Origin of the sequence: Bradyrhizobium sp. UNPF46 (genome assembly GCF_006658625.1) — a bacterium.
Lineage (GTDB): Bacteria > Pseudomonadota > Alphaproteobacteria > Rhizobiales > Xanthobacteraceae > Bradyrhizobium > Bradyrhizobium nitroreducens.
The window spans coordinates 13,831-27,436 of record NZ_LFJB01000002.1; the positions used below are offsets into that span (position 1 = coordinate 13,831).

The following is a 13,606-nucleotide window of genomic DNA, read 5'->3' on the forward strand; positions in this document are numbered from 1 at the left end:
GCGCGAGCATGGCTGGCAGCCGCTTGCAGGGTCGTGCTTTGGGTTCCCGGGCCCAAATGCTAGAATATTTTCATATGACCCTCGCAAAGCCGGCATTTCCGACGCCCGACCACGATCACGGCCGCTGCACAGCGGATGCGCTGGCGCATGCCGAGGAGGTCTGCGAGCAGCGCGCGCAGAAATTCACGCCGATTCGCCGCCAGGTGCTGGGTGCGCTGCTCTCCAGCCACCGCCCGCTCGGCGCCTACGAGGTGATCGACGAACTTGCCAAGTCCATGCCGCGCCCGGCGCCGATCACGGTCTATCGCGCGCTCGATTTCCTGATGGCCAACGGCCTTGTGCACCGCATCGAAAGCCGCAACGCCTACCTCGCCTGTGCCGCCCATGATCACGATGCGACCTCGGCGGTGGCGTTCCTGATCTGCGAGCGGTGCGGCCTGGTCGGCGAGATCCCCTCGGCGTCATTCGCCAAGGACCTCAACGCCGCGGCGCGCAGCTCAGGCTTCGCGCCAAAGCTGTCCGTGGTGGAGATCACGGGCGTCTGCACTCACTGTCAGAAAGCTGCATAAAGCAACAACGGCGCAAAGCCGGTTTTTCGGGAAGACATGTCCTCACCACAAGCCATATCGTCCGCCGCACGTCCCCTCAGTGCCGGCGCCATCGCCCTGATGCTCATGCTGTGCCTGACCTGGGGGTTCAACCAGATCGCGGTGAAGCTGGTGCTGCCGGATATCCCGCCGATGCTCCAGGCCACGATCCGCTCGGCGGGCGCGCTGCCGGTGCTGTTCATCATCGGCTCGCTTCGCGGCGTCAAATTCTTCGAGAATGACGGCACGTGGAAGCCGGGCCTCGTTGCCGGGCTGATGTTCGGCATCGAATTCGTGCTGATCTTCCAGGGGCTGCGCCTCACCTCGGCCTCGCGTGCGGTGGTGTTCCTCTACACCGCGCCGTTCTTCGTCGCGCTCGGCTCCTATCAGGTGCTGGGCGAGCGGCTCGGCGCCTCGCAATGGCTCGGCCTCGCCATCAGCTTTGCCGGCGTTGCGCTTGCGATCGGCGTGCCGCAGCCTAATGTCGATTCGCATGTGCTGCTCGGCGATCTCATGATCGTCGGTGGTGCCGCGCTGTGGGCGGCGACCACGCTGGTTGCCAAGGGCACGCGGTTGCGGTTCGCCGCGCCGGAGAAGGCACTGGGCTATCAGGTCGCGACCTCGATCCCGATCCTGGGGCTGGCGGCCTGGCTGTTCGGCGAGAGCATCACGCACATGCCGGCGCCGCTGTCGCTCGGCCTGATGGCGTTCCAGGCGATCTGGGTGGTTGGAACCACGTTCACGCTTTGGTTCGCTCTGGTAAAGGCCTATTCGGCCAGCAAATTGTCGGCTTTTACCTTCATCACCCCTTTGTTTGGCGTGGTGGGTAGCTATTTCATCATGCACGACACCCTAAGCTTGGCATTCGGGGCGGCTGCCCTCCTTGTAATTGCTGGGCTTTTTCTGGTTAACCGTCCCAGCCAAGTGGCTGCGGCGCCGCGTGATGCATTGCTGAACGTCACCAAAACCTGATATTTGGACCCCATGAACAAGCCCGAAACATCAATCGATTCCGACATCGCGGGGCCCGCGCCGCGCCATCATACCACCCAGGTCAAGGTCGGCGACGTCGCCGTCGGCGGCGGTGCGCCGATCGTCGTGCAGTCGATGACCAACACCGACACCGCCGACATCGACGGTACCATCGCCCAGGTCGCAGCACTCGCGCGCGCCGGCTCCGAAATGGTCCGCATCACCGTGGACCGCGAGGAAGCCGCAGCGGCCGTGCCGCACATTCGCGACGGCCTCGCCAAGCGCGGTATCACGACGCCGCTGATCGGCGACTTCCACTATATCGGCCACAAGCTGCTCGCCGCCTATCCGGCCTGCGCCGAGGCGCTCGCCAAGTACCGCATCAACCCGGGCAATGTCGGCTTCAAGGACAAGCGCGACACCCAGTTCGCCGACATCATCGAGATCGCGAACAAGAACAACAAGCCGGTCCGCATCGGCGCCAATTGGGGTTCGCTCGATCAGGAGCTCCTGACCAAGCTGATGGACGAGAACGCCGCGTCCGCCAATCCGCGCGACGTGCGCGCGGTGACGCGCGAGGCCATGGTGCAGTCCGCTCTGCTGTCGGCCGCGCGCGCCGAAGAGCTCGGCATGCCCAAGAACCGCATCATCCTCTCCGCGAAGGTCTCGGCGGTGCAGGATCTCATCGCGGTCTATCAGGATCTCGCCAGCCGTTCCGACTACGCCATCCATCTCGGCCTCACCGAAGCGGGCATGGGCTCGAAGGGCATCGTGGCGTCATCGGCCGCACTCGGCATCCTCTTGCAGCAGGGCATCGGCGACACCATCCGCATCTCGCTGACGCCGGAGCCCGGCGGCGACCGCACTCGTGAAGTGCAAGTCGGCCAGGAGCTGCTGCAGACCATGGGCTTCCGCACCTTCGTGCCGCTGGTCGCGGCATGCCCCGGCTGCGGCCGCACCACATCGACCACGTTCCAGGAGCTGGCCCGCTCGATCCAGGATTTCATCCGCGACGAGATGCCGACCTGGAAGACCAAATACCCTGGCGTCGAAGAGCTCAACGTCGCGGTGATGGGCTGCATCGTCAACGGCCCCGGCGAATCCAAGCACGCCAATATCGGCATCTCGCTTCCGGGCACCGGCGAAGCGCCGGCCGCGCCCGTGTTCGTCGACGGCAAGAAGTTCCGCACGCTGCGCGGCCCGACCATCTCCGCCGACTTCAAGGCGCTGGTGATCGACTACATCGACCAGCGTTACGGCCAGGGCGCCAAGGTGCCGGTATCAGCGGCGGAGTGATTTCACTCCGCTAACGCCCACACTCCGCTGTCGTCCCGGACAAGCGCGCCTCAAGCGCGCGCCGATCCGGGATCCATCACCACAGGACTGTGTGGTTACGACGGATAGTCACGCCGAGTTTTCGCCAAACACCTCCCTGTGGCTATGGATCCCGGATCTGCGCTTGCGCTTGTCCGGGACGACGACTGTGTTTGCGGTGCAGATTGCACATCTATGACAGCGCGCTACGATGCTCCCAATCAACAACGATCGGGAGACACGCCATGAGCTCACTCGCCGGCAAGCAGGGCCCGCGCTACCGCCACATCGCTGAAGACGGCGCACCCTACGAGACCATCGCGGTCGAAAAGCTCACGCCCATCATCGGTGCGGAGATCTCCGGCGTCGACATCGGCTCGCTCGTCGAAGGCGACACGCGCTCCAACCGGCAGATGGACGAGATCCATCGCGCGCTCGCCGAAAACCTCGTCATCTTCTTCCGCGACCAGAACATCACGCCAAAGCAGCACCTCGCTTTCGGCCGCAAGTTCGGCGAGCTGCATTTCCATCCCGCCGCGCCGCATGAGGATGAAGACCCCGCCTTGATGAAGATCTATGCCGACAAGAATTCGCCGCGGGCCAATGGCGAGGGCTGGCATTCCGACGTGTCCTGCGATCTCGAACCGCCGATGGGCTCGATCCTCTACATCAAGCAATGCCCGCCGCGCGGCGGCGACACGCTGTTCGCCAACATGTATGCGGCCTATGAGGCGCTGTCCGACCGCATGAAGGCCTATCTCGACGGGCTGACCGCGCTGCACGACGGCGAGCCGATCTATCGCGGGCTCTATGCAAACTACGGCGTCGCCGACCGTCCGTCTTATCCGAACGCCGAGCATCCCGTTGTGCGCACGCATCCGGTCACGGCTAAGAAGGCGCTCTACGTCAACCGGGGCTTCACCCGCCACATCAACGGCATTCCGCGCGACGAGAGCGACGCGATGCTCGCTTACCTCTACCAGCACGCCGAAAACCCGCTGTTCCAATGCCGCTTCCGCTGGACCGAGAACGCCATCGCGTTCTGGGACAACCGCTGCACCCAGCACCGTGCGATGTGGGACTACTGGCCGCATACGCGCTCGGGCACGCGCGTGACGGTGAAGGGGGAGCGGCCGGTTTAGGCGGCTTCGCGCGTTAACCGCCTGCCGCCCCGCATCAAGGGTTCGCACTCTTGCCAGACCTGGCATCGCGCTTGGACATTTCCTCCAGAAGACGCTCATGTGGTAGAGCAATTTGGTCGTCGCCGAAGTAACCGAAGAATCGTAAGTTGGCGAGCTGTTCGTATGCTGGTCCGGGATTGAAGCGGTAGCCGATGGTGTTGTCGGTGTGTGCGAGACGTTCCCAGTTGGTGCCCCTGCTAGCTTCGGCTCTCGCCTCTCTGTTCCACTTCGCGATCGTCCGTTCGTCGTTCTGAATGACAAGGAGGGCCTGACGCTTGCTTTCCTCGTCTTGAATTTGAAATGGTTGCAACGATTCCAGATCAATTTCGAACACGGTTTGCACTACTTCTATGGCTCTCATCTCCAGATCGTATAGGACCTTCGCCGTCTTAATCGTGTGCAGGGGCAGATACACTTCAAAGGACTGCCACGAGAGATCCCACAACGTCTTCTTGAAAATTTTGGAACCCAGCACTTTTGCGGCCGCTTCTGTGTTCTGGTTCCGGCAAGCCGCAGTTGGTCTCTGTGTGTACATGCAGGCAGCAGCGACGAACGCGTCCTGTCGGGCGGAAGGGGGAATGTGAATATTCTGGTTGTTGGTGTTGTCGGTGTCGCTGTTCCCCTCGCCATTACAACCGGAGACACAATTGTGGTGAGGCTCCGGGGGGATGTATTGAGCCGATAATCCCCCACCACCGGTCAATAGGGCTATGCTCACCGAGAGAGTCGCCAAGCGCCGAGACTTCATGTCCGCAACTCCTTCGTCAACAAGTGGAAGACTAGAAAATATCGCCTCTTCGTTGAGTCACTCAAGCAGATATCGGATTAGTTGTTATCGCCCGTTCGGGGTCTCGTTCCCATTTCTTCACATTCAGTTTCTTTCCTGGCGACGACAGTGATGCCATGCCTACCTATCTATCCGCATTGCGGTCCCGCTTCTGCTGGGATCGAGAACGCCATCGCCTTCCGGGACAATCGCTCCACCCGGCACCGGGGTGATTTGGGGCTACTGGCCGCACACGCGATCGGGCTCGCGCGTAACGGTGAAGGGGGAGCGGCCGACATAGATTAGATGAACAAAGCTCTCAACAGATTCTCATATTGCCCAAGCCCAGCGCTTTCGACGTATCACGAGCCGAAGCGTATAGATGGCAACGTCTTCACCGGATGGGCGGTTTTGGCGAACTATCGAGTTTATTTTTGCGCCAAGCGCGCCGTCAAAAAGTTCAACAAAACTGTTGCTGGGATGCATGTTGGCCACATCCTGCCTCCTGCCAGTCGCATTCTCGAATCTGACTCCGTTGAGAGAGTTGTTCGAGATGTCGCCAATTGCGAGGTCGAGTCTATTCTCTTCCCAATTGATGCTCCAACTGCGGCAGAAGGGGGTCTCGTGAGCTCTTCTCTCAGCAACCAAGTCATATTCTGCTCGGGTGTAGAAAACAAAACCTCTGATAGATCTAAACAGAAGTGACAATATGAGCAGCGCGACGGTCGAAGCTGCTGAGACGATAATCTTGGTACCAATATCTGCAAGACCGATCGCGTCCACGATCATCTGGCCGGTCCTCCTGGGCAAAAAGACTGATGCAATTATAAGTTTATGAAACTAAACTATAATCCGGCCACAGCAAAGATCGGTCGGCCGAGGACCGGATCAACATTTGACGTCCTCCCGCGCTCGCGCCAATCTTCCCCAAAACAAGATCGGGAGGATTTTCCATGCTTCGCGCAGAGGACAACAGATTCCTGACCGAGTCCGGCCCTGGTACGGGCATGGGCGAATTGCTGCGCCGCTTCTGGATTCCGGTTCTGCTCTCGGAAGAGCTTCCCGAACCCGACGGTGAGCCGAAGAAGATCATCGTGCTCGGCGAGGAGCTGCTCGCCTTTCGCGACTCGCGCGGCGTGGTCGGTGTCATCGACCAGTACTGCCCGCATCGCGGCGCCAATCTCTGGCTCGGGCGCGTTGAGGAGTGCGGCATCCGCTGCGTCTATCACGGCTGGAAGTTCGACACTGATGGTCGGTGCGTCGACATGCCGACCTCCTATCCCGATCTCGATGCCAAGGATCTCATCCGCATCAAATCCTATCCGGTGCGCGAATGGGGCGAGATGATCTGGGCCTATATGGGGCCTCTCGAGGCGATGCCCGAGCTGCCCGATCTCGAGATGGCGCTGCTGCCGGCTTCGCACCGCTACGTCAGCAAGAAATGGCAGGACTGCAACTGGGTGCAGGCACTGGAAGGCTCGATCGACACCGCGCACTTCACCTTCGCTCATCTCTCCTTCGACAAGGAGGAGAACGAGATCCTCGATATCAAGAAGCACTTTGTGAATCCGATCGCGCGCATGTCGAGCGATCACATGCGCTGGATCGCGGAGGATCCGCGCCCGGTGATCAAGGTTACCCCGCACGAGGCGGGGCTGACGATTGCCGGCGGCCGGCTCACCGGCAGCGACAATATCTACTGGCGCATCGCGCAGTTCCTGATGCCTTTCCATGCCTATGCGCCGAGCGCGATGCCGGGCGAGAACATCTTCGGCCAGACCTTCGTGCCCGTCACCGACACCAATTGCTGGATCTATACCTACGCCTGGAATCCGGAGCGGCCGCTGACGCAAGCAGAGCGCGAGGCCTATGATCGTGGCAACGGCGTGATCGCAGAGGTCGACGACAATTACGTGCCGCTGCGCCACAAGGGCAACGACTATTTGATTGACCGCAAGCTGCAGAAGACCCGTAGCTACACCGGCATCAGGGGCGTCTCCGAGCAGGACGCCGCCGTGCAGGACAGCCAGGGCCCGATCGCCGACCGCACCCGCGAGCATCTCGGACCGACCGATCTCGGCATCATGCATTTCCGGAAAGTCGTGATGGAGCTGGCCCGCGCGCTCCAGCAAGGCGAGCCGCCGCCACAGGCGGCGCATCAGGACCGCTGCGCAGTGCGCTCCGGTGCCTGCGTCACCAGCAAGACCAAGGATCTGCCGGCCGTGATGCTGGAACGGTTTGGCGATGTCGCGGGCTTTGTCGGCCGCCCGCGGATTGCGGCTGCGGAGTAACGCATGGGGCAAGCGCGCAGCATCATCGCCGGACTGGTCGCCGCGATCCTGGTGTCATCGCTTGCGCCAGCCGGCCGCAGCGAGGCCGCTGCGCGAAAAATCGAGACGACCAGACCGCCCGCCAAGTGCGAGATGCCGAAATTCCGGATCGTCGTCGACGTCGGTCACACTCCCGACTCCTACGGCGCCCTCAGCGCGCGCAATGATCCGGAGTTCGGCTTCAATTTCGTTCTTGCACGACGCATCACGGCAAAGCTCAAGTCCGAAGGTTTTGAGGCAACCCGCCTGCTCGTCACGGACGGCAAGGCGCGGCCGAGCCTGTTCAAGCGGGTCAGCGCCGCCAATGACGTCCGGGCGGATCTCTTCCTGTCGGTTCACCACGATTCGGTGCCGGACAAATTGCTCGACACCTGGGAATTCGACGGCGCGAAGAGCAATTTCAGCGATCGCTTCTCGGGTCACTCATTGTTCGTGTCGCAGCAGAACCCGCACTTTAGCAACAGCCTGATGCTGGCACGAATGATCGGCCGGCAGTTGAAGGAGCAGGGCCTGCATTATGCCAGCCAGTACACCTTGCCGGTGATGGGTCGTTATCGCCGCCAACTGCTCGACAAGGATGTCGGCGTCTACCGCTATGATGGGCTCGTCGTGCTATCGCGGACCAGAAGCGCCGCCGTGCTGCTCGAAGCCGGCTCCATCATCAACCGCGACGAGGAGATGGCGATGAACTCGCCGGAGCGGCAGGAGGCGGTCGCGGGGGCTGTTGCGGCTGCGATGAGGGAGTTTTGCGAGAGGCGGTAATCTGCTCCGTCGGTTCGATGACGAGGGAGCTACAGCGGCACACCCCTGTACTCCCGGTTCGCCAGGCTCGCCTCCTCCAGATCCAGATCGCGCTCGATCCGCCGCCGCGTCTCGTCGGTGATCTGGCCGTCGCGCAGGAGATTGTGAATGAATTTTCGTTCGGCGGCGATCAGGTCCCGGGTCAGCGCGGTGCCGGCCGCGGAGACGTCGTGGTGGGTGGGATCGAGCGAGTCAGGAAGCTGGTTGACCCGGATCTCGTGACGCGCACGCAGCAGCCGCATCACCTCGTCGGAGACATCCTTCTCTTCAGTCAGCGCGTCGAGCGATTTCAGCGCGGCGTCCAGCGCCTGACGCCGCGCCGTGATCTCGGCCTCGTGCTCGGCGACATGCTCGTTGCGGCCGGCCTGGGCGACACCGAGCCAGCGCACCACCGGCGGCAGCGTGAGGCCGACGCCGATCAGCGTGACGAAGATGACGCCGAAGGCCACGAACAGGATCAGGTCGCGGTACGGGAAGGCATTGCCATCGGGCAACGTGAACGGCAGCGCCAGCGCGGCCGCGAGCGACACCGCGCCGCGCACGCCGGTGAAGGCGAGGACGAACGGCCATTGCCAGGGCGGTGACGGATCGCGCCGGCGCAGCGATTTGCTGAGCATTCGCGGCAGATAGGTTGCGGGATAGAGCCAGGCGAAACGCGCGATCACGATGATCACCAGCACCAGCGCGGTCGCGATCAGGATGTCGTCGAGCGGAAACGTCTTCGATTTCTCGTAGAGCGCGCGCATCTGGAAGCCGGTGAGCAGGAACAGCACGCCCTCGATCAGATAAATCACGAGGTCCCAGAAGAAGATGCCTTGCAGTCGCGTCGCCGAGGAGATCAGCAAGGGGCCGTTCCAGCTCACATAGAGCCCGCAGGCCACCGTCGCGATCACGCCGGAGCCGCCGAGATGCTCGGGCAGCCAGTAGGAGACGTAGGGCGTGATCAGCGACAGCGTCAGCTCGACCTGCGGATCCCCGGACCATTTGCGGAAGCGAAGGGAGAGCCAGCCGACGCCGATGCCGAAGGCGATCTCGCTGGCGACGATGAGAAGGAACTCGCCGGCCGCGAGCGGCAGCGAGAAATGCCCGACCATGATCGCGGCCAGCGCGAAACGATAGAGGATCAGCGCCGTGGCATCATTGGCGAGCCCTTCACCCTCGAGAATGACCAGGAGCCGCCGTGGCATGTTGAGGCGGCGCGCGATCGCGAGCGGTGCCACCACGTCGGGCGGTGCGACGATGGCCCCTAACAGGAAGCCGATGGTCCAGGGCAGGCCGATCATGGTGTGCGTGGCGGCCGCTACCAGCGCCGCGGTGAAGATCACCGCACCGACCGCGAGCAGCACGATCGGGCGCAGATTGTTCTTGAACTCGCGCCAGCTCATGGCGACGCTGGCCGAATAGATCAGCGGCGGCAGCACCATCAGCAGCACCAGTTCCGGCGGCAATTCCACCGGCGGCATGCCCGGCACGAAGGCGAGGCCGACGCCGGCCAGCATCAGCAGGATGGCGGGCGCGATGTTGAAGCGGCGGGCGGCAAGTGCGGTGCCCGCCAGCACGGCGAGCAGGATGAGAAAGGTCTGAAATTTCGCTTCCATGGCGGTCTGTCTTGACCCGGAAGCGACTGCTGCGTCAATGCGCGCGGCTCACGCCAGCCGCTCGGCCACCATGCGCCCGATGCGCGCGAATGCGGCTTCGATCTGCGCCGGATTCGGCGTGCCGCCCTGGGTATAGGCCGTGATCAGGATCGGCGTCTCGGGCTTGGTATCGGGCCTGGGCCAGACGACCGCGATATCGCCTGACGCATCCTTGCCGTTGTTGCCGGTCTTGTCGCCGACGATCCAGCCTGCGGGCAGGCCGCCGCGCAGCCGGTTCGCGCCGGTCTTGCAGTTCACCATCCACTCCGTGAGCTGCGTCCGCGAGGCCGGCGTCAACGCCTCGCCCACCACCAGGCGCCGCAAATTGCCTGCCATCGCCACCGGCGTCGTGGTGTCCTGGGGATTGCCGGGCGGTGAGCGGTTGAGCTCCGGCTCATTGTGATCGAGCCGCGAGGTGCTATCGCCGAGCGATCGCCAGAATGCCGTGAGGGCCGCCGGCCCGCCGATCCGCGCCAGCAGCAGATTGGCGCAGGTGTTGTCGCTGAGCTCGACGATCGCCTTGCACATCTCGGTGACAGACATCGCGCCGGCAGCGAGATTCTGCTTGGCGACCGGCGCATAGTCCAGCAGGTCGGCCTTGCCGTAAGGAATCATCGCCGCAAGCTGCTCCTCGCCGCGATCGACCCGCGCCAGCACGCAGGCCGCGAGCGAGGCCTTGAAGGTCGAGCACATCACGAAGCGCTCGTCGGCGCGCCAGGCGAGCTTCTTGCCGGTCGCAAGGTTCTCCGCATAGACCCCGATCCGTCCGCCGCTCTCGCGCTCGTAGGATTCGAGTTCGGGCGGCGCCTCCGCGGCAAGCGCCGGAGACGCGGCCATCCAGGCGAGTGAGGCGAGCAGAGAGCGGCGGTCGAGAGGCATGGAGAACTTTCGGGCGAGTGGAGGTGGGAGATGGAGCGCTCGCTTCATCCGCATCGTCATTGCGAGCGAAGCGAAGCAATCCAGAGTCCTTCCGCGGAGGGATTCTGGATTGCTTCGTCGCAAGGGCTCCTCGCAATGACGGGGCGAGAGCTACGCCCGCAATGACAGAGAATGGGGAGCGAGCGCGTCCGAATTGGGGCAGCGGAGCAGCACCCCTCACTCCTTCAGATCATATCGATACGATTTCGACACGATCTGCCAGCCGTCGGCGAGCTTCATCGCCACCAGGTAGTCGGTGAAATAGCGCGGCGGCAATTGGCATCGCACCTTGATGAAGGCGGTCTTGTCGTCCGAGCGGTCGATGGTGACGATGAAATCCTCGCGCGGCTTGCCTTCGGCCTTGCCGGAGGGGCGCTTGCGCACGCGGTCGAGCCAGTCGGGCACGGTCAGGACCTGCAATTCGCCCTTCTCGACCCAGCGCAAGTCTGCGGAGGGATGGAAGATGGCGCCGAGCTTTTCGGCGTCGCCCTCGTAGAGGCCGTCGAAATAGGCTTGCACGACGGCTTCGACGCTCGACCGGTTCTGGCTCATGGGTCATCCTTTTGCATGATGGCTTGGGGCGAACTTAGTCGTACGCATCAGAATGCGCTATGGGTGTGTCGGCCATTTGCGCCGAGGTTTGCCATGACCGGATCAGAAAATTCGAATGCTCCTATCCTGATCGGCGAATGCTACTGCCGCACCATCAGATTCGAAGTGGCCGACGCGTTCTCCTATGCGATGAACTGTCACTGTTCGAACTGTCGCCGGACCACCGGCTCGGCCTTCAAGCCGTTCGCCGGCATCGCGCAGGACAGGCTTCGCATCGTCAGGGGTGGCGAGCACCGGCTCATTTTCGGCGACGACACCACCCATGACGCCCATTGTGGGCGATGCGGCTCGCTGCTTTATTCCCGGGTGCGCGAAGGACAATGGGTCCACGTCGCCATGGGAACCCTGGTCGATGCCCCTTCGATCCGGCCCAGCGCCCATATTTTCGTGGCCTCGAAGGCGCCCTGGCACGAGATTACGGACGATCTGCCGCAATATCGGGGGCATATCGGCGATGGCTAGGGAAACTCGGTCGATCCGCCCGCCTGGCTGCGAACCGCGACCGCGCTGGCGCGACAAACAAAGGGGGGCTTTCGGGTTGCTGGCGGCGCGGCCTTCGTGACCTCCATCACAAGCGCCGCCACCAGATCCTGCTAAAGCGGTTCCAAAGGGGCTTGAACGTCCCGAACTTCGGAAGTCGTGTCATGCGCAAAATGCTCGGATTCTGCCAGCTTCTCCTCGCCGCAGCGCTGCTGTTCGGCTCCGGTCCCGCTCTCGCCGGCAACCGCGTCGCGCTGGTGCTTGCCAACTCGGCCTATCGGCACGCGCCGTCGCTCGCCAACCCCGTCAATGACGGTGCGGTGATGGCGAAAACGCTGAAAGAGGCCGGTTTCGATGTCGTCGATTTCCGGCAGGACCTGTCGGCCCTGGATACGCGGCGCGTGCTGCGCGAATTTGCCGACACGACCCGCACGGCCGACATCGCCGTGGTCTACTATGCCGGTCACGGCATCGAGGTCGAAGGCTCGAACTATCTGATCCCCGTCGATGCCAAGCTCGAGCGCGACACCGACGTCTATGACGAGGCGCTTTCGCTCGACCGCGTCCTCGTCGCCGTCGAACCGGCAAAGCAGCTTCGTCTGGTGATCCTGGACGCCTGCCGCGACAATCCATTCGGCAGGACCATGAAGCGCACCGTTGCCTCGCGCGGCATCGGCCGCGGTCTTGCCCAGGTCGAGCCGACCAGCCCCAACACGCTGATCGCCTATTCGGCCAAGGCGGGCTTCACGGCCCAGGACGGCGACGGCGCCAACAGCCCCTTTACGGTCGCGCTGTCGCGGCATTTGACGACGCCGGGCCTCGATGTCCGCCGCGCCTTCGGCTACGTGCGCGATGACGTGCTCAAATCGACGGGCAACAAGCAGGAGCCGTTCGTCTACGGCTCGCTCGGTGGCGAGGATGTGCCGCTGGTTCCGGTCAAGGTGGCGGCTGCCGCGCCGGCGGCGCCCGTGGTCAACCGGCAGGCCGACATGCGCCGCGACTACGAGCTCGCGCTCCAGGTCGGCAACAAGCCGGCGTGGGAAGCTTTCCTCGCCCAGCATCCCGACGGCTTCTATGCCAACCTCGCCAAGCTCCAGATCGACAAGCTCCAGGCCGAGCAGGCCCATGCGGCCGCGGTCGAGAAGGCGAAGCAGGCCGAGGCCGAGCGCGATCGTCTCGCCGCTCTCGGCGCCCAGAAGGACGCGCAGGCCAAAGCCGCCGCCGATGCCAAAGCCGCCGAGCAGGCCCAGCTCGCCGCGCAGAAGGCGAAAGAACAGGCGCAGCAGCAGGCGGCCGCCGCGGAGCAGCAGCGCGTCAATCTCGCCGCGGCTGCGCCGAGCGCCGCACCGGCCAGCACCGCGAGCCCGGCCGGCACCAGCGTTGCCTCGCTGACGCCGGCAGCCGCGCCGGCCGATCTCAGCCGCTCGGTGCAGACCGAGCTTGGCCGGGTCGGATGTTTTTCAGGGCAGGCCGACGGCAACTGGAACACCTCCTCGCAGCGCTCACTGTCGCAGTTCAACCGCTATGCCGGCACCAAGCTCGACGTGAAGGTCGCGAGCACCGACGCGCTCGATGCGGTCAAGGCCAAGCCGGCTCGGGTCTGTCCGCTGGTTTGCGAGCACGGCTTCAAGGCCGACGGCGACAAGTGCACCAAGATCGTTTGCCGTGAGGGCTACGCGGTCAATGACGACAATGAGTGCGAGAAGCAGCGCGCCGCAAAGCCGGCCAAGCCTGCAACGGCAAAGCGCGACGACGGTGATGAGCGTCCCGCGCGGCAGCGTCGACAGGCCGGCGGCGCGGCAGCCGGAGCCGCTGGCGGCTATGGCGCTGCGGCCGGCATTGCCGCTGCGGCCGGTGCGAGCCGTCCCACGGGTGGCGGCCAGATGTTCTGCAACAGCACCGGCTGCCGTCCGGTCAGCCGTGGCTGCCATCTCGAATATCGCGGCGGTGGCGGCCCCGCCAATGACGCCAATGCCGAGGTCTGCAACTGACAATTCAAGTCGTCCCG

Annotated in this window: 13 protein-coding genes; 8 read left to right on the plus strand and 5 right to left on the minus strand. The window is 63.7% G+C overall.

What is annotated here, in order from left to right:
• Positions 1-74 precede the first annotated feature (74 nt).
• The 4 genes from UNPF46_RS00575 (at position 75) to UNPF46_RS00590 (ending at position 4,015) form a co-directional block, all read left to right on the plus strand.
• Positions 75-569: a Fur family transcriptional regulator gene (locus UNPF46_RS00575; RefSeq protein ID WP_100176515.1), complete on the plus strand. Its 495-nt coding sequence runs from the start codon at positions 75-77 to the stop codon at positions 567-569.
• A gap of 36 nt (positions 570-605) precedes the next feature.
• Positions 606-1,559: a DMT family transporter gene (locus UNPF46_RS00580; protein WP_142248678.1), complete on the plus strand. Its 954-nt coding sequence runs from the start codon at positions 606-608 to the stop codon at positions 1,557-1,559.
• 12 nt (positions 1,560-1,571) lie between these two features.
• On the plus strand, positions 1,572-2,855 hold the full coding sequence (ispG, locus tag UNPF46_RS00585; protein WP_142248679.1) for a flavodoxin-dependent (E)-4-hydroxy-3-methylbut-2-enyl-diphosphate synthase: 1,284 nt from the start codon (positions 1,572-1,574) through the stop codon (positions 2,853-2,855).
• 263 nt (positions 2,856-3,118) lie between these two features.
• A complete protein-coding gene (locus tag UNPF46_RS00590) occupies positions 3,119-4,015 on the plus strand; it encodes a TauD/TfdA dioxygenase family protein (RefSeq protein WP_142248680.1) in 897 nt (298 codons plus the stop codon).
• A 34-nt stretch (positions 4,016-4,049) separates the two neighbouring features.
• Here UNPF46_RS00590 and UNPF46_RS00595 read toward each other — a convergent pair whose 3' ends face one another.
• Both UNPF46_RS00595 and UNPF46_RS00605 read right to left on the minus strand, forming a co-directional pair.
• Positions 4,050-4,802, minus strand: a complete 753-nt coding sequence (locus UNPF46_RS00595; protein WP_142248681.1) for a hypothetical protein — start codon at positions 4,800-4,802, stop codon at positions 4,050-4,052.
• A 348-nt stretch (positions 4,803-5,150) separates the two neighbouring features.
• Positions 5,151-5,609 (minus strand): hypothetical protein, encoded by a 459-nt coding sequence (locus tag UNPF46_RS00605; protein WP_142248682.1) that lies wholly within the window; start codon positions 5,607-5,609, stop codon positions 5,151-5,153.
• 164 nt (positions 5,610-5,773) lie between these two features.
• Between UNPF46_RS00605 and UNPF46_RS00610 the strand changes: the two genes are divergently transcribed.
• Entirely contained in the window at positions 5,774-7,111 is a 1,338-nt protein-coding gene (locus UNPF46_RS00610; RefSeq protein WP_142248683.1) for a Rieske 2Fe-2S domain-containing protein, read from the plus strand.
• Positions 7,112-7,114: 3 nt separating this feature from the next.
• Positions 7,115-7,912: an N-acetylmuramoyl-L-alanine amidase gene (locus tag UNPF46_RS00615; RefSeq protein WP_142248684.1), complete on the plus strand. Its 798-nt coding sequence runs from the start codon at positions 7,115-7,117 to the stop codon at positions 7,910-7,912.
• 29 nt (positions 7,913-7,941) lie between these two features.
• Here the strand turns inward: UNPF46_RS00615 and UNPF46_RS00620 are convergent, their stop codons facing one another.
• The 3 genes from UNPF46_RS00620 to UNPF46_RS00630 form a co-directional block, all read right to left on the minus strand.
• Positions 7,942-9,549 carry a Na+/H+ antiporter gene (locus UNPF46_RS00620; protein ID WP_100180136.1) on the minus strand — a complete coding sequence of 536 codons (1,608 nt, stop codon included), beginning with the start codon at positions 9,547-9,549 and terminating at the stop codon, positions 7,942-7,944.
• A 48-nt stretch (positions 9,550-9,597) separates the two neighbouring features.
• Positions 9,598-10,467: a class A beta-lactamase gene (gene bla / locus UNPF46_RS00625; RefSeq protein WP_142248685.1), complete on the minus strand. Its 870-nt coding sequence runs from the start codon at positions 10,465-10,467 to the stop codon at positions 9,598-9,600.
• Positions 10,468-10,683: 216 nt separating this feature from the next.
• The gene (locus UNPF46_RS00630) at positions 10,684-11,058 is read right to left on the minus strand and encodes a nuclear transport factor 2 family protein (RefSeq protein ID WP_142248686.1); all 375 of its coding nucleotides are present in this window, start codon (positions 11,056-11,058) and stop codon (positions 10,684-10,686) included.
• Positions 11,059-11,151: 93 nt separating this feature from the next.
• On the opposite strand from UNPF46_RS00630, the gene UNPF46_RS00635 reads away from it, so the two are divergent.
• Both UNPF46_RS00635 and UNPF46_RS00640 read left to right on the plus strand, forming a co-directional pair.
• Complete coding sequence (locus UNPF46_RS00635) at positions 11,152-11,580, plus strand: GFA family protein (protein WP_100180139.1); 429 nt, start codon at positions 11,152-11,154, stop codon at positions 11,578-11,580.
• 182 nt (positions 11,581-11,762) lie between these two features.
• Positions 11,763-13,589 carry a caspase family protein gene (locus UNPF46_RS00640; protein WP_142248687.1) on the plus strand — a complete coding sequence of 609 codons (1,827 nt, stop codon included), beginning with the start codon at positions 11,763-11,765 and terminating at the stop codon, positions 13,587-13,589.
• The last annotated feature ends 17 nt before the right edge of the window (positions 13,590-13,606 follow it).